The sequence below is a fragment of the Leptospirillum ferrooxidans C2-3 genome (assembly GCF_000284315.1).
Taxonomy (GTDB): domain Bacteria; phylum Nitrospirota; class Leptospirillia; order Leptospirillales; family Leptospirillaceae; genus Leptospirillum; species Leptospirillum ferrooxidans.
The window spans coordinates 189,285-205,328 of record NC_017094.1 but is presented as its reverse complement, the minus strand read 5'-3'; the positions used below and the strand labels follow the sequence as shown (position 1 = coordinate 205,328).

The following is a 16,044-nucleotide window of genomic DNA, read 5'->3' as shown; positions in this document are numbered from 1 at the left end:
CAATCTGTGGGACTGTCACTGCTTTGCTTGGGTTGTACTTATTTTTCCTGGGTAAAAGAATGTCCCACTCCCCGGATAGTCGTCTTCCATAAAAACTCCGGGGAATCTGGACGGCGGATCTCCGTTCGGAACCGATGACAAACCGAATCTTGCAAGAATGGCATTCAGCAGAACCCGATGGTCGCTGTATTCAGAAAATTCAAGGTGGCCCTTGTGGCGGCTTGTCACACAAATCAGCGGAACACGCCCCCCCTTCCCCGGAAACGGCTGGCGTAAAAAAGGGTGATGAAAAAACCCCCTTCCCTCATCCCAGACAATAAGGATGACGCCACCTTTTCTGAAATCTTCAGAAGCCATGATTTTGGGAACCCATTTCGACATAAATAAATCACCTGCTTCAATCAATGAAGATGTGCTGTTTTTCTTGCAGGCCCCACCTCCATGCATATCATGGCAAAGTCCCGGAACAACGTAAGAAAGATTGGGAAGATGGCCTCGCTTGAGATCTTTATCAAGATCTTCAAGCGGACGGTCGAATACGGCTCTTTTGGGATCATTCCTCAGGGAGGGAATCAACATGAAAGGATTATGCTTTTGAACATAAACAGGGTGCCGGGAAGGATATCGGTCTCCATCGAATCCCGCATAGGGCAACCCCTCGAAATAGCCACTGACCGTGAATCCCTTTGACTCCAGTTTGTCTACCACCGTCGAGACAGCAAATCTCTGGGAGGGATCATCCGAATGACTTGTACCGCTGGATCCTGCAACCAGTTCCACATAATTGGGAAGGCTCGGATGGGTCATTGCGTGATAGTTCGTCATAACCATATTCTTTTTTGCAAGGGCATTCAGGAACGGTGCATGGGAATTGCCTATGATCTGTGAATAACCCTTGTTTTCAAGAATGAAAATGACAATATGCGGTGGAGGGGAGGAGGCCATGGAAAGAGCGGGAAAAAGCAAGGAAACGAACAGGAGCATCCCTCTTGAAACCATTCGGATCATTACTTCATTGAACAAAAAACCATCATTGGACATCAATCAAAATCCTTTAACAGAAGGAATCGTTTAAACCAATCTTCAAATTGGGGGATTTCCCTGTCTGCATGTTCCAGAGGCTTGACCTGAATCGATTCAGTCTTGACCAGCTGACCTAAAAGCTCCTCCCCGGTCCAGTTGGAAGACGGAAAGGAATGCTTCGAGAGATTGCACTGGAAGCGATAATCCGTAAGGCTCAATCGTTCCAATATACCCTTATAACGGATCTCGACACTCGTTGAAACACCGTCCCCCACATCAGGATAAATCATAACAATTCCCTCATCAATTTTACCGATAAGATCAGAGCTTCTTCTGGCTTTTTTCAGGAAATCAATAAACTCATCCTGAATCTCCTGGAACTTCAATCGAAAAAGAATCATCGAAAAAGGGCGCACAGGAGACTGGCCGATCATGTGTTCCATGGCCAAGATCAGACTTTCCCGATCAAAAATGCCCTGTTCATCAATCTGATAGAAGGGAAGCAATCCAGCCTTGCTCCTGAACTCTCCCATTTCAAATCCGCAGGCAGAAACCATCTCCTGCCAACGGATCCGAAGGGGCTCTTTCCAGACATCGAAAGAGATCAGCGGGATCCCTATCCAGGCAAAGACATGAAGGTACCAGTTGCAGGGAAGGAGAACCTCGTGCTTCCACAATTGATCCGAATGGGCAACAAGAGCCGGTCGGACGATTGAAGCCGAAAGCGTGCGGAAGTAAACGGTATCTCCGTAAAGAACACCCTCAGTACTTTGTCGCATGCTCTCGGGAGGGCCTTCATACACCATCCGGATAAAGTGGCTTGAATCGCTCATGGATGTCGCATCCGCCATAAAAACCCTAATGAGCTGATACGCTGCAGGAAGAGTCGTCAACAACCCCTGGGAAAGGTTGTCAATGCTCATTGTGTCATGGCTACCCATAAGGATATTGCCGACAGGACGCTGAAGCTTTTCCGCCATCCGCGCAAGGTAAGGAAGAAATGTCGAGGAAATTTCTTTTTCTGAAGGAAGAAACTCCTCCCTGGAGAGAAAGTAGATCGCTACGGGTGATGGCAAATGACCGAGGGGATAGCTCTTCATGAGAAGAACACCCTTTTTTCCAAAATTACGGAACTCCCTTATGCCAAACTTTTCCTCAAAATGATGAGGATCTCCCTGGGCCCCCCCTTTTTGGGAATCCAGAATTTCAAAAACATCTTCATAGGGTTTTCTGGCTAAAAACTTGAAACCAACCTGAATGTGAAAGGAAAGGGTATCATTGAACAGAACAATTTTCCCATCCCCGTCAACGATGAAACAAGCTATTCGGGGATCGACAACAATCAGGTCGAGAATTTTTTTATGCGGAGCGGTATCCCTGATGGATCGGGAGTAGATATAAAATCCCAATCCTTTATTCTCCGTCAGATAAAATGTTTAGAACAACCGCCATACCCGATGCCTCTTCGAAAAATGGTAGAAGGTTTAAGCTGAAGGCCCCTTGTCAAATGGACATCGAAAGATTGTATACCGCCATGCTACCACAAAAGGGCTCCAGCAAAACCCCAAAAGGTCGTCCAATCGAAGATTAACGGCTTTTTAATGCGTCCCATATTGTTTCGGCGACCGTTGGGTGAGGGAAAATCGAGTGGGACAATCGATCCGCACCATCTGGCAAACCAATGGCAAGGGTCGCAACCGGAAGGATTTCCGACAAACCAGGTCCCACACCTCCGAACCCCAACAACGCTCCGGACTCTTCATCGACAACCATCTTCACAATTCCTCTTCTGTCTCCGTGAATCAAGGAACGACCGTTTGCCATCATCGGAAACTTCTTCAGTATTGCCTGGAATCCTTTTTTTCTCGCCTGTTCAAGGGTCATCCCCACTGAGACAAGTTCCGGATGGGTGTAAACCACCCGGGGGACAGTATTGGGGTCATTCGGAGGAGGGTTCAGACCAGCCATATGTTCGACACTAACGATCGCTTCATGGGTGGCAGCATGAGCAAGCATGGCCCCACCAACCAGATCACCAGCCGCATAAAGACCCTCAACACCGGTCCACCCTGAGCCATTCACCAAAACAAACCCGCCAGTAGAGACTGTAAGCCCCACCGAATCAAGACCCAGAGTTTCTGTGTTTGGGACTCGGCCAATCGCCACAAGGAGATAATCAAACGAAAGATCCTCAGGAGGTGATTCCGTTGAGGAATTCGATGGTTTCAGGGAAAGAGAAACATTTTGATCCGTCCGGACAACGTCCCTGATAGAAATCCCGCATTTTAAGACCACGCCCTGGCGGTCGAGTTCCCGCGACAGGATCGAAACCAGTTCGGAGTCTTCGCCAGGCAATAGGGTTGGCTCCCTCTCCAAAATCGTGACACTCCCTCCAAGGGAGGTAAAAATCTGTGAAAACTCAACCCCGACAACACCTCCACCAAGGATTCCGATCTTTTTTCCGGCTGGATTTAACAAAAGGGCATCCGAACTGTCGATCACCCGTTCGTGATCGAATGGAAGACCAGGAAATGACTTGGGACGAGAACCTGTTGCCAAAAGAATATTTTTGGCATGCAGGACAAGAGGGGAGAGCCCCTCCGAAAGGACCACTTTACCTGTACCCAAAAGAGAGCCTGAAGACTCAAATGTCATGACCCCTGCGGTTTTCAGCAAATGCTTGATTCCCTGGTGAAGACGATTGATGACGGACTGGCCAAAAGCCACAACTTCGTCATGCTTGATCTTTGGAGGGTCATAATAAAGGCCATTCGTGGGTGTAGCGGTTTTTTGGATAAGAGAGGAGACTTCCAGCAGGGACTTTGTCGGAATACAACCCTGATGGAGACACACCCCCCCCACCTTTCGAGACTCCACAAGAGCAACACGCATGCCCAGTTCACTTGCCCGGAGGGCTCCCATATATCCTGCCGGACCACCGCCAATAACAATCAAATCAAAAGAACGATCCAGACCTTCGACAATCAAAGCAACCCTTTCCGTTTCATCTTCAACCTAAAAATCCCCCCCTGAGAAGAGAAAAACACAAGGGGATCCTTGACTTTAAACCAATATTCACCTATATTACTCCTGCGGGGTGGAGCAGCTCGGTAGCTCGTCGGGCTCATAACCCGAAGGTCGTAGGTTCAAATCCTGCCCCCGCAACCAATAATACCTCCTCCAAATCCGAGCTCAGCATTGCCCAGACCGTAAAATCGAAAATTAAAATATTTGCTTCCCGAAATTCAAACATATAAACGAAAAATCTCTGAAACCACAGAATGTGTCATAATGTTTCATGAAATCCCATCAGTTTCTGTTCAATGCGGCGGCATGTCCCATCCAAAGAATCTCCGAAGGGAGCGGACTGTTCCATTAAAAAATAGCACCGCACTATGAAAAATCGCAATTTCGTTCTTTTTTGAAGAGTTGGAATGATTCTCCGATAAAGAGGTTTGCGCTTGAAAAGCACCGGAGCCGGTCTCTTTTAAAACGCAATGAACAATGGTCCTTTTCGGACAAATTCGGGAGGAAAACATGGACTCAAAAGAAGCTTACAAACAAAAACTAAATGCCCAGATCAAAGAGTGGAATGCTCAAATCAACCTATTGAATGCCAAGATCGAGAACAAGGGAGCAGACATGAAGCTCAAGTATTCCAAAGAACTCGATGCACTCAAAGAAAAACAGGATGATGTCCTTCAGAAAATAAAAGAGCTCGATGAATCCACCACAGAGAACTGGGAAAAGATTAAAGTGACGGCAGATCAAATGCTGTCTGACCTCAAGACAGGATTGAACAACGCCATTTCCAGACTTAAATAAAAGGAAATACCATCGCGGTCTCCGGCAAGTTGGCAGGGGGGGCCGCCCGCCCTGCCTCTATTGCTTCAATGCTTTGCCGTTCACTGGTATTGAGCGCTATTTTTTCCACCAGTCCAAATTTCCGGTAATGATATACTTCCGGAATAAATCAAAAAGAATGAACCCCAAAAAACCAAATTCCAAAAGGGTAAACATCCTGAAAAGGATTGAAACTACCCTTGAACGGGTCTTGCTCATGTCCGGGGGGGGTGGTGGACCTTCCCCAAAATGATCCAAATCATCCATTGTTTCCCTCATTGATTAAGGTTCAGGGTCCAGAGGCCAACCCGCCCCATCGGGGTGAGACAGGTTACCCTTTTGAGTCTTCCGGAATGGCCATTCCCAGAAGGTTTTCATTCAATCCACCAATCCAGTAGGTTTTTCCGTCTCGCCCCGGAAACATTGCAAGTTTGATAATTTGATGATTGAAGTGAAAAGAAAGGTCTATCTCGCCAGACAGTTTGAACCGTGATCGGGAACCCGTTTCAAAGCGCCCATTGGTTCGAAATCCCCTGATGACTGAACCCGCCTGATTGACTTGCCCATTGAGTTCAAACACGCCTGCCTCCCGGTCAAAACGGATGACACCATCAATGCCCAATGGGCCCTCAACCAACAACCCTCCCCCCAAAACAAAATGGTAACGCTCAAGCGGATAGATTGCCAATGGATGAGTCGCCGGCAAAAGGATTCCGACTCCCTTCATATGCGGATTAGTGGAAAAAAAGATCCCCTCGTCAGCATTTCCTGAAATATCAATGGGACTATGCCGGGACTTCAGCCACAACCGCATATGTAGGCGCCCATCAAGTCCGGTCGAGGTTGCCCCCCGGAGATCTGCCTGTGGAACGGCCACACCATTCTCCAAAACAACCGGATTCATTGGAGCATTTTGAGATGTCTGAAAAGGGATGGGGCCGATAACCGTAAAAAACTCGTTGAGCCTCTCCTTGTAGCCGGTATAAATAATGACCCTGGGTGCCCAGGGATCCTTATGCAAAGGAGAATCAACCATCAGAAAATAGATTGGCGGCTCCACAACAGAATCATCAGAGCTGGCAACCAGCACAGCTGACTCCATCTGGCAGACAGAAAGATTGGAGAACCGGACAATTCCCCTCAGACTGATCCGGTGTGTTCCTTCAGAAGATCTGGTCAAGAGGGTTGCGTGCAAAGAAAGATCCTTTGCCAACTCATTATGGACGGTTCCCGCCGACCAAACCTTATCTATCCTGATCTCCCGGCCATGACTTGATCCAGCTGGCCATTTGATACGGATATCCATATATCTGGAGGAACATGTCCTTGCCGTGACAGAAAGTCCCTGAATGGACTTTCCGCTCATCATCGACAGCTTGTAGGATTCGGCTTGCATTGTTGGATACACCGGGGGGGGGACAAAGACCTCACAGCCACCAACAAGCAGAAGAAGAGCAAAAAACAGCCCTCTCACCGCTTCCGGAAAAGCAATCATTATTTGTTTAAAAGGTTTCATAATCCTCTGGAAGACCTGTCGATTCTTGTCTCACTCACCGACATATGGCATAATCAACGCGATTGTTTGATCATTTTATCATACAATGTATCTGGCTCCACGGCCATCACAGTCAGTCGGAACGATTCCAACCCATTTCCAAAAAACAAACCAGACAGGACGGCCATATGCAAAGTCAAGGAAAAAAGTCCCGCTACGCTCACATGATTACCCTTATGGCTCTCGTTTTTCCGATAACATCTTGCGCAATGACCAATTCTGTTGTCGGCGATCATCTCGGAGCCGCACAAAAATTTGCTCAGGACGCAACTGCCACTGAAAAATCCGCACATAGGGAAGCGGGTATTCTAAACCATCTTGAGGCTGCTAACAAATACTCAAACGCCGCAGATGCACATATCAGGGCTGGAAAAGAATATTCTCTTCTGGGGAACCCGGTTCAGGCTCAAAAACAATATGAGCTGGCCTCGGAAGACTTCCAGACCGCAAGCCAGGAAAGCCTTTTGGCCAGTGGAGAAAATCCAAAACAATAGCGTCTCAGACTTTTTTTCTCCGACGGCCTTTTCTCCCCCGTCGGCTTTTTTTCCCATCGGGACTCTCTGTCTTAGGTTTTGTTGCCACCAGTCCAGCAGCAAGGGTAGGCTCCGTTTTTTTCCTTCGCCTTCCTGCAGACTCCTCCATTCCTTCAAGGGCAAGTTCACACTTGAGACGTTCAAGATCAACACGCATGATCCTCACTGAGACAGGATCCCCTATTCGGTAAACTTTTCGCGTCCTCTCCCCTCTCAGGCTATGATGCTTTTCCTGAAAAACATAATAATCATCCGATAACGAAGAAACGGGAACCATCCCCTCCACCGGAGTATCATCAAGTTCAACAAAGAATCCAAACCCGGCAACACCCGAGATGACCCCTGAAAAAACCTCTCCAACATGATCTCCCAGGAATCGGATGCGCTTGAAGTCAATCGACATTCTTTCTGCATCGACTGCGGCACGTTCCCGTTCTGAAGAATGAGATGCGGCTTTTGAAATATCGGTCTTGACCGAATCTTTCAACGGCTTGGACCGGTCGGCACCAAGAAGTCTATGGACGACAAGATCCGGATAGCGACGAATTGGAGAGGTGAAATGAGTGTAATCACTCATGGCAAGACCGAAATGGCCCAGTGGCTTTACATCATAACGAGCCTGTTTCAAAGATCTCAGAACTGAAAAGTGAACCATTTTCTCCTGAACGGTCCCTCTGGTGGCTTCAAGAACCCTGGAAAGGGTTTTTGAAGTGGGAACCTCACCTTCCTTGATGGGCATGGCAAGACCAAGGGCACCCAAAAAGAGATTCAGATCCGAAATCCGCTCAATAGAAGGCGCCTCATGCACCCGGAAGATTCCTCCACCCCATCTGATCACCAATTCTTTGGCAACGACCTGATTGGCTAACAGCATGAATTCTTCAATCAACTGGTGGGAAAGATATCTGGGCGAACGAACGATATCGATTGGGTGACCCCTCAGATCAAGGATGATTTCAGGTTCAGGAAGATCAAAATCAAGGCTTCCGCCTAAAAATCGTTTTTTTCTCAAAATCTGGGCAACAGACCAGAGTTCAGAGAGAAGAGATGTCCAAGGAGTATACCGGGCGTCTTCATTTGCCCCCCGAAGAACATCATGGACCTTTGAATAGGTCATTCTCATACGACTTCTGATCACAGACAAAGTGATCCTGGAGTCGAGAACTTCTGCAGTATGCGGATCGAGCCTCAAGACAACGCTTCGGGCAAGCCGGTCCTCATCTGGCTTCAGGGAAAGGACACCATTTGAGAGGACCTCCGGAAACATGGGAACCACCCTGTCCGGGAAATAAACACTCGTCCCCCGACGGAAAGCTTCCTTGTCCAGGGACGTTCCCTCGCGAACATAAGTTGCAACATCCGCAATATGTATACCGACCTCAAAAGAACCATCCTTCAATCTGACCAGAGAAAGGGCATCGTCAAAATCCCGAGCATTATCCCCATCGATCGTGACAATATCCCAATCCCTGAAATCTTCCCGATGATCTCCAGGAGCAATCGGTGTTTCCTGAGCTACCCGCTCGGCCTCATGAACAACATCCGAAGGAAACACCTCCGACAAACCGAAGGAGGCCATAACGATCTCCGTATCGATCTTCGGATCACCTGCCTGCCCCAACTGAGCCAAAATTCGACCCCGGGGGGAATTCAGCGAATCAGGATATGAGGTAATCTCCAGAACAACCAGATCACCCTCGGAATACTGGACGGGTGGTTCGCTTGGCTCCAGAATAAAATCGGCCTTGAGCTTTGCATCCCGAGGCCGAACGATCGTATTTGCTCCGAACTTATGTACTGTACCCACCACAGAGGTCCTGGCCCGATCAACCACAGAAAGGATCACTCCCTCCTGGCGGCCTCGGCGGTCAGTTCCTGTCCTCACAGCCTCCACGGTGTCCTGATGCATTGCTCCTTTGGTCATTCCTGCCGGAATAAAAAGGTCGGGCTGTCCATCTCCAACCAGAACAAACCCATACCCGTCCGGATGAGCCTGAAATGGTTTGGTCACTGTAGGAAGCCGTTCTTTCAAGGCCAAACCGGCACCAGGAACCTGGAGGATGGCCCCATCTTTAAGAAGTGAATCCATGGCAGACCGGATCAATTTCAAGGATTTTCTCCCTTTCTTCAATTTTTCAAGGAGAATTTCCTCCCTAACCGGGACAGAAGGTGTTTCCTTTAAAAACGATAGAAGAGAATCCCTGAAAGACTCCTCCCCAGAATGATTTTCATTCCCTTCCAATAGATCCACAACGCCTCCAATCAATGATTTAACCCCTTCCAGTTTGACACAAAAGGTTCATCATGGGAAACAATATGGCCGAAAGGCTTGCGGAAAGCTTTGAGATGGACGAAAAACCAGGGACTCATGAATTCATTCTATCAATGCTGATCATCTCTCTTTTCATCCAAGAAACTGCTCTAAATTCTTTTTAGTAGGTGCTCTTGCACATCATGTTGCATTCCTTTAGCATGTGATCTTGGCAAGATATGCATTCTGGTGTACGATGGATCGGTTTTAAATATTATTTATTTTAGAATTCCGAGAGCCGTCCGGGGTAGATTCCCGGAATAGACTACAGTCGGTCATAAACAGAATGAGTGCTTTCTGAAGTAACCATTAGTGAATTCATATCGGAATACGGGATGGTCGGCCAGCGGTTACTCGATGCACCTTCACCTTTCCCGTATCTGCATTTTTGCAGGTGTGTCCCCCGGGAGCCTGACAAAAAGCGAGTTGGTGAACAATGTTCACCAACTTACCAAAAATCCCCGGGGGGAAAACAGAAAACCATTTATCTTTCAGGAGGACTCTCATGTCCCAGTTTCATGTAACTCGTTCAGGTCGTATCGCCTTGGCCGGCTTGGCAATCATCGGATCACTCTCCATTCTTGGTCTTCCTCAGACTTCTTTTGCGGACAATACCGCAGCTCCAGCGGCAACTGCACCTGCAGCGGCTCCTGCGGCCCCAGCAGCCCCAGCAAAACCTGCTGTAGCCAAGAAAAAAGTGGCTGCCAAAAAGAAAGTTGTCGCCAAAAAGAAGGTTGCCGCCAAGAAAAAAGGGCATCATGGACCAGTCTTTGTTGGCGTCGTGACAGCAGTAAACAGGGACTCCTCCCCCATGACCATTGTTGCCTCACGCTCGCTCGGCAAAAAGGGTGGTGACATTGTTTTTGGTGGTGATATCACCAGCCATACCATGGTCATGAAGGGCCGCAAACACATCTCCGCAAAAGACATCAAGAGCGGGGAGAAAGTTGTTATTCATTACAAGGCATCCATGGGAACACTCGTCGTAACAGGTGTTTCGGTCAGATAAAAACAACTTCGGCCAATCGCTGCTGAGCCACAGGACCCAGCATGCGGTAAGGCCGGGAAATCAGGGGCCCTTCGGGGAAAATCACATTTTAAGGAGTAATAGAATGAATTCAAAGAAATCTCTTCTCGCAATGTCCATCCTCGTTGCCGGTATTCTTGTTGCCGGAGGTTGCTCTTCAACCGGTGGATCATCCACTTCAACCCCGGCAGCAGAGACCCAGAACACTGCCCCGGCTCCTGCTCCTGCTGCCACTGAAAGCGCAGCCCAGACAGCTCAGGATGAAGTCAATCAGACTCTCTCCAAGGACATCACCTATGGTTTTGATAAAGCTGTCCTGACTGCTTCCGATCGGGAATCACTCAAGAAGGATGCAAAAGTCCTTAACGCCAACCCATCAGTCAAGGTTGTCATTGCCGGTCATGCCGACGAGCGCGGAACCGATACATACAACATTGTTCTTGGTCAAAAACGCGCCAAAGCAGCAATGATGTACCTCGTGCACATGGGCATCAGCAAAAAACGTATCAAGATTGTCTCCTACGGCAAAAGATCCATCCCTGGTTATGATACCTGCTCTGACCATACTGAATCCTGCTGGCAGGCAAATCGTATTGCCCATTTCATGAAAATCACCATGTAATCTTTTCCCATCCCGTCTCAAAAAAGGGCTGCCACGCAGCCCTTTTTTTATAACCAAAAACGGATACCAATTCCCTTTCCCATTGTAAAACCTGTTTCAAAAAAGTGTTGTAACAAAATAAAACAGTAAAACGGATGATTAGAAAATCATTTTTTTCAAAAAACAACAAAAGTTCCTAAAAATAATGACTTGAAAATCGCCATTCGGCAGACTACCATCTCGTTAGCTATGATCAATCATGTTGTTGAGCCTCTTACTCACCTGGAGATTTTCTAATGACATTTTCCCCCATTCGTTTTATTCCAACGCTAGTTCTCGTCTTTTTCCTCGCAGCCTGTAGCCATCAGGAACTCACATCAATCGCTCCCGGTCCTGACGACAAGAATAAAATTCCTGGAGTTGAGGTCAATGGAAGAGCTCATCCTTTTGTTGGACTGGAAAAAACACAGACATCACAACAAGTCTATGAAGTTCCCACTCCAAAACCCCTTCCAGCCCCAATCCCCAAAGCCAAGCCTGCCCCATCTCTCGCCCTTCAAAAAGAAATCTATTTTCTCCCCAATAGCGCATCGATTGCCCCGTCAGCAAGAGCAGTTGTCAAGACATGGGTGAATGATATTTTATCCAAACATCTGAATAAAGTTCTTTTGATTGGCCATACGGATCCATCCGGAAAAGAGTTTTTAAACAGGAAACTCTCACTAAAGAGGGCGGCAGCTGTTCGATGGATGATCAAAAAAATGGGTGTGAAAAATGTCAAGATTTACTTGAGGGCCGTCGGTCCCAAACCGGTAGACGGATTTCACCGTTGTAAGGCAAAAAACTGGAAGTGTTATGCCAGAAGCAGGGCTGTTCGATTTATCGAGCTTGGTGCTCCGAAGAAATCTTCCCCTTGAAACGAATAAAAACGCGGGTCAACAGGTAAGTTACAAGAAAGACGAGAACGGAAGCGATCAATGACCCGCAAATGAATGGCCAAAGAACCAGCTTCACTTGGGCGATAATGGCAGAAGTTGGCATTTTGGACAAAGCCCGGAGAGAGGGGAATACCGTATTCTCCCGGAGAAGGTGTTCCCCTATTTCTATCTCGATCACATATGCTGGTAGGAAAATTGGAATAAACGTCCACGGGTTGTTGATCCATGTACCAAGAACAGCCAAAGGGACTCCTGTTTTCAGGAGAGATGCGACAGCTATCACCAAGACTGTATGAAATCCAAAGGGCGGCAAAAACGCTGCAGAACAGCCAATCGCGAGAGAGAGTGCCACTTTATGTGGATCAGGCTGGGCGAGAACCAGTTCACGAAGCTTTGCTTTCCAGTTCGCTCCATTAACCCCCAACATGGTCAAATCCCCAATCCCAAATGTCATATGTTCCATCTGTCACGACTGCTCCAGCCACTCCGGAAGAATCGACTCTTCCCCAATAAGTGACCTGATCATGGGACTGATCATGGAATAGGTCCCTGGCGACCGATTCAAACTCTTTGGCCTTGTCCTCAGAAACGCCCACAACCAAGTCATAGTCCTCTCCTCCCTCCAGTGCAAGTTTCCTGGGATCAACAGACAGCACATTGGCTACAGGAGATAAATAATCCAGATCGGGTGCAGAATCCAGAACAATCGAGACACCTGAAGAACGGGCCAAGGAAGAAAGCGCTTGTCCAAGACCATCAGATGAATCCATCGAGGCCGACAGAAACGGATGTTTCAAAAACCAAGAAGGGAAAGACGGAAAGGTACGGGGACGTTTGAAGGTCGCGATTGGCTCTGATAACTTTTCTGAAAAATCTCCCCTTGATAGGGCAAGATAACCTGCTCTGGCAAACCCCGGGCGACCAATCGAATAGATTCTGTCCCCATGAACGAGTCCATTTCTGGGAATAAATTGATCTTTTGGAACCATTCCCAAAAGTGTCATGGTGAGGTCGACACCACCCGTTGTCCGAGAGATGTCTCCTCCCGACAGATATGCTCCAAACTCAAGGCACCCAGCAAGGATCCCGTCGTAAAGCTTGTCAACTGTTGCCTCAGAAAACCCGGATGGAAGAGCCAGTGTCACAAATGCGGAAAAAGGTTTCCCCCCCTTGGAATACACATCACTGGCATTCACAACGACAAGACGATACCCTACCTCTTCGGGTGTCATCCAGTCCCAACGAAAATGGACCCCTTCCCGCTGACTGTCGGTTGTCACCAGCAGGTCAGAGGACTCCCGCACTCTCAAGAGGGCTGTATCATCACCAATTCCATGAAGGATTTCCGGAGGAGATGGAGGCAATTTTGAAACGATCCGATCAATGAGGTCACGCTCCTTCACCTTACAGAACCCTTTTCCGAACTTTTTTGAAACGATGCAATGATCCTATTCACTCGTCTCATCAGGTTTTATATGAGCCGAGCAATTGGTCCAGATATTCCCGAAATTGAGGTCCCAAATCAGGATTTTTCAGACCAAACTGGACAGAAGCTTTCAAAAACCCCATTTTGTCTCCAGTATCATACCGATTTCCCGAAACCTCAATTGCGTAGATCGCACGATGACTTGAAAGGGTCCGAAGTGCATCTGTCAGCTGAATTTCACCACCCACCCCTGGTTCCTGATTCTCGAGGATATCAAAAATATCCGGGGTCAAAATGTAACGCCCAATAACAGCGTAATCAGAGGGAGCATCCTCAGGTTTTGGTTTTTCCACAAGGGAAGTTACCTCAAAAAGTCCTGGTTCAATCAATCGCCCAGCAGCAATTCCGTAAGAACTGACATCACTTTTGGGAACCCTCTGAACGCCCAGAACAGGGCCCTGATATCGCTTGTATGCCCGGACCAGTTGAGAAAGGGCCGGCTCATCCGAGTCAATGACCTCATCGCCCAGAACTACAGCGAAAGGCTCATCTCCAATCAGTTGTCGGCCACAAAAGACAGCATGCCCCAAGCCCTTGGATTCTTTCTGCCTGGTATAAGAAAAGTCGGCCAGAAAGGAGATCTTACGGACTTCTTCGAGCAGCTCAAACTTCCCCTTCTTTCTGAGCATGTCCTCAAGCTCATAGGAGATGTCAAAGTGATCCTCGATCGCTCTTTTTCCCCGACCAGTGATCATGATGACCTCGCTCACACCCGCCGCGACAACTTCCTCCACTACATATTGGACAACGGGCTTGTCCACCAATGGAAGCATCTCTTTTGGCGAAGCTTTTGTCATGGGCAAGAATCGGGTTCCGTGGCCAGCAAGCGGAAAAAGAGCTTTTCGAATGTCAACTTTCATACAGACCCCCCATAATGTTTTCCCCAGTTGAGACATGGTTCCCTTGAAAAAACCCGATTTTCAGGATCATTTCCCGGAAAGAACTTGGTGAATGAGATCTTCAATTACCGAGTCCAGGGACACCCTTGAAAGATTACCCTCAATCACCCGATCTGCCAACTGCAGACGATCTGCCCTCGGCATCTGGCTTCTGATCCGCAACAGGGACTCTTTCTCCGAAAGGCCATCGCGCTCCATGAGGCGACTAAGCTGCAGGGATTCCGGAACATCGACCACAACGCAAAGGTCCACCTCCTTGTTTGCGCCACTTTCAAACAAAAGGGGAACCTCATAGACAATGACCGGATTTTCTTTTGACAACGCTTCTTTTCTTTTCAAATACAACTGACGAATAATCGGATGGAGTATTTTTTCAAGCAGGATCCGTGACGGTGGATCATGAAAGATCTTCCTGCCCAACAACTGACGATTGATCGATCCGTCTGAAGACATTTCCTCCGGAAAGGCCCTGGAAACAGCCAACAGTCCCTCTGATCCGGGCTTGACGGCTTCTCTCGCCAAGAGATCGGCACTTACGACAGGAATGTTTTTCCGGACAAATGCCGCGGCAACGTGGGATTTGCCAGAAGCGATCCCGCCGGTCAGTCCGATGACCTTCGACAACGCTACCTCTTTACTCCAGGATCATTACTCAGGGACTTTTCCTTGATTCTCACGAAATAGCGCCTTCCAGATTCTGCTTCGATTCCCAAAATCAACGATCCGAACACCAGCCCACTGATCTCGAACAGATGGGGCTTCAAAAGTGGATCATCAAGTGGGGCAGCGACAATCATTCCAAGACGTAACAACCCGCTCAACAGAAGAAAGCCACTGACTACCACCAAACCGACTGTCCCCCTGTAGGTCAGGGTCCTGATGGCAAAACTCCACATGACCACTGACAGGAGAACCATCAATAGCGGTAATTCAAGGAGAAGTAGTGACGGATTTCTCAAAGAAACTGGAAGTGCTAAAAATCTCTCCAATATCCAGGTCATGTCCAGAAGCCCAGGGATTGCCACAATCAGGATCGTGATTCTGGTCCTCATCGGCATCATCATGGGCTCACCACCCCCTTTGGAGACGGGGCCGGTGCAGAGGAAGAAGTGTCCGGAGCAGGAGGAGAAAGTCTTGGCCGAGCGGAGGATCCGGGTTTCAGGAGACCTTTTTGTTCCAATTTGGCCCTGTTAATGATTTTTATAAAAAAATTCTTTTGGGGATTGGAAGGATCAAGACTCAACCCCTTCTGGAAATAAGGAAGAGCGTCTATTGAGGTACCCTGACTCCATAAAATGGATCCAAGGGCAAAATAGGGCTCTGCCCTGTCAGGATCTTCCTGAATTGCAATCTGAAGCTCTGCTTTCGCCTTGGGAATGGCTTTGACCATCCTGTACACCATCCCAAGCTTGAAATGGGCCTGGGCCATGGTCGGATATTTCTTGACCACATCTTCATACGCCTGAATCGCGGTCTTGAAGTCACCCTTTGCAATAGCCGCATCCCCCTTCGCAAATGGATAGGGAATGGTCTTTGGAGTTGCTTTTTGTTCATAATAAATCAAAAAGATTACCAGATAGACAATAAGCCCCACCCATCCAAAGCGCGCCACTTTCCGGACTTTCTCTTCCTCCGATGTCCCCTTGTAGCGCCTGAGGATCAAGACTGTGCCCAAAAGGGCCACAAGAACCGCTACCAATGCCGTCATTACAGCCATTTCCAGCATCGGCATATTCAAACCCTCAAGAAGGGCATGCTGATCTGTCGTACCTCTTAACTCCATGAAGCCCCCACTTTACAAAAATCAGATTGGATCCGGATCCTATCA

At 48.1% G+C, this 16,044-nt stretch carries 16 protein-coding genes and 1 tRNA gene; 6 read left to right on the top strand and 11 right to left on the bottom strand.

Annotated features, from left to right (window positions below):
• Nucleotides 1-15 precede the first annotated feature (15 nt).
• From LFE_RS12805 to lpdA, 3 genes are all read right to left on the bottom strand, one after another.
• Nucleotides 16-1,041, bottom strand: coding sequence for a phosphoesterase (locus tag LFE_RS12805; RefSeq protein ID WP_014448427.1), 1,026 nt, complete (start codon nucleotides 1,039-1,041; stop codon nucleotides 16-18).
• Nucleotides 1,041-2,432 carry a hypothetical protein gene (locus tag LFE_RS01050; RefSeq protein WP_014448426.1) on the bottom strand — a complete coding sequence of 464 codons (1,392 nt, stop codon included), beginning with the start codon at nucleotides 2,430-2,432 and terminating at the stop codon, nucleotides 1,041-1,043. Before LFE_RS01050 ends, LFE_RS12805 begins: the two co-directional genes overlap by 1 nt.
• 178 nt (nucleotides 2,433-2,610) lie before the next feature.
• Nucleotides 2,611-4,011, bottom strand: coding sequence for a dihydrolipoyl dehydrogenase (lpdA, locus tag LFE_RS01045; RefSeq protein WP_014448425.1), 1,401 nt, complete (start codon nucleotides 4,009-4,011; stop codon nucleotides 2,611-2,613).
• 103 nt (nucleotides 4,012-4,114) lie between these two features.
• Here lpdA and LFE_RS01040 point away from each other — a divergent pair.
• Nucleotides 4,115-4,191 (top strand) — tRNA-Met (locus LFE_RS01040).
• A gap of 369 nt (nucleotides 4,192-4,560) precedes the next feature.
• Entirely contained in the window at nucleotides 4,561-4,848 is a 288-nt protein-coding gene (locus tag LFE_RS01030; RefSeq protein WP_014448424.1) for a sll1863 family stress response protein, read from the top strand.
• A gap of 349 nt (nucleotides 4,849-5,197) precedes the next feature.
• On the opposite strand, the gene LFE_RS01020 is transcribed toward LFE_RS01030, so the two are convergent.
• Complete coding sequence (locus LFE_RS01020) at nucleotides 5,198-6,382, bottom strand: hypothetical protein (protein WP_014448422.1); 1,185 nt, start codon at nucleotides 6,380-6,382, stop codon at nucleotides 5,198-5,200.
• A 167-nt stretch (nucleotides 6,383-6,549) separates the two neighbouring features.
• On the opposite strand from LFE_RS01020, the gene LFE_RS01015 reads away from it, so the two are divergent.
• Nucleotides 6,550-6,915: a hypothetical protein gene (locus LFE_RS01015; RefSeq protein ID WP_014448421.1), complete on the top strand. Its 366-nt coding sequence runs from the start codon at nucleotides 6,550-6,552 to the stop codon at nucleotides 6,913-6,915.
• A gap of 4 nt (nucleotides 6,916-6,919) precedes the next feature.
• Here LFE_RS01015 and rnr read toward each other — a convergent pair whose 3' ends face one another.
• On the bottom strand, nucleotides 6,920-9,205 hold the full coding sequence (rnr, locus tag LFE_RS01010) for a ribonuclease R (protein WP_232502540.1): 2,286 nt from the start codon (nucleotides 9,203-9,205) through the stop codon (nucleotides 6,920-6,922).
• A 565-nt stretch (nucleotides 9,206-9,770) separates the two neighbouring features.
• Between rnr and LFE_RS01000 the strand changes: the two genes are divergently transcribed.
• The 3 genes from LFE_RS01000 to LFE_RS00990 all read left to right on the top strand — a co-directional run bounded on the left by LFE_RS01000 (nucleotide 9,771) and on the right by LFE_RS00990 (nucleotide 11,810).
• Nucleotides 9,771-10,274 carry a hypothetical protein gene (locus tag LFE_RS01000; RefSeq protein ID WP_014448419.1) on the top strand — a complete coding sequence of 168 codons (504 nt, stop codon included), beginning with the start codon at nucleotides 9,771-9,773 and terminating at the stop codon, nucleotides 10,272-10,274.
• 103 nt (nucleotides 10,275-10,377) lie between these two features.
• Nucleotides 10,378-10,914, top strand: coding sequence for an OmpA family protein (locus tag LFE_RS00995; protein ID WP_014448418.1), 537 nt, complete (start codon nucleotides 10,378-10,380; stop codon nucleotides 10,912-10,914).
• A 275-nt stretch (nucleotides 10,915-11,189) separates the two neighbouring features.
• The gene (locus LFE_RS00990) at nucleotides 11,190-11,810 is read left to right on the top strand and encodes an OmpA family protein (RefSeq protein ID WP_014448417.1); all 621 of its coding nucleotides are present in this window, start codon (nucleotides 11,190-11,192) and stop codon (nucleotides 11,808-11,810) included.
• Here LFE_RS00990 and LFE_RS00985 read toward each other — a convergent pair.
• From LFE_RS00985 to LFE_RS00960, 6 genes are all read right to left on the bottom strand, one after another.
• Complete coding sequence (locus LFE_RS00985; RefSeq protein WP_014448416.1) at nucleotides 11,773-12,258, bottom strand: DUF2062 domain-containing protein; 486 nt, start codon at nucleotides 12,256-12,258, stop codon at nucleotides 11,773-11,775. The two genes, LFE_RS00990 and LFE_RS00985, sit on opposite strands and share 38 nt — an antisense overlap.
• On the bottom strand, nucleotides 12,245-13,234 hold the full coding sequence (gene thiL / locus LFE_RS00980) for a thiamine-phosphate kinase (protein WP_014448415.1): 990 nt from the start codon (nucleotides 13,232-13,234) through the stop codon (nucleotides 12,245-12,247). Before thiL ends, LFE_RS00985 begins: the two co-directional genes overlap by 14 nt.
• Nucleotides 13,235-13,295: 61 nt before the next feature.
• Complete coding sequence (gene galU / locus LFE_RS00975) at nucleotides 13,296-14,177, bottom strand: UTP--glucose-1-phosphate uridylyltransferase GalU (protein ID WP_014448414.1); 882 nt, start codon at nucleotides 14,175-14,177, stop codon at nucleotides 13,296-13,298.
• A gap of 66 nt (nucleotides 14,178-14,243) precedes the next feature.
• A complete protein-coding gene (coaE, locus tag LFE_RS00970; protein WP_014448413.1) occupies nucleotides 14,244-14,840 on the bottom strand; it encodes a dephospho-CoA kinase in 597 nt (198 codons plus the stop codon).
• A 2-nt stretch (nucleotides 14,841-14,842) separates the two neighbouring features.
• Nucleotides 14,843-15,280: a hypothetical protein gene (locus tag LFE_RS00965; RefSeq protein WP_014448412.1), complete on the bottom strand. Its 438-nt coding sequence runs from the start codon at nucleotides 15,278-15,280 to the stop codon at nucleotides 14,843-14,845.
• Complete coding sequence (locus tag LFE_RS00960; RefSeq protein ID WP_014448411.1) at nucleotides 15,277-15,999, bottom strand: tetratricopeptide repeat protein; 723 nt, start codon at nucleotides 15,997-15,999, stop codon at nucleotides 15,277-15,279. Before LFE_RS00960 ends, LFE_RS00965 begins: the two co-directional genes overlap by 4 nt.
• Between the last annotated feature and the right edge of the window lie 45 nt (nucleotides 16,000-16,044).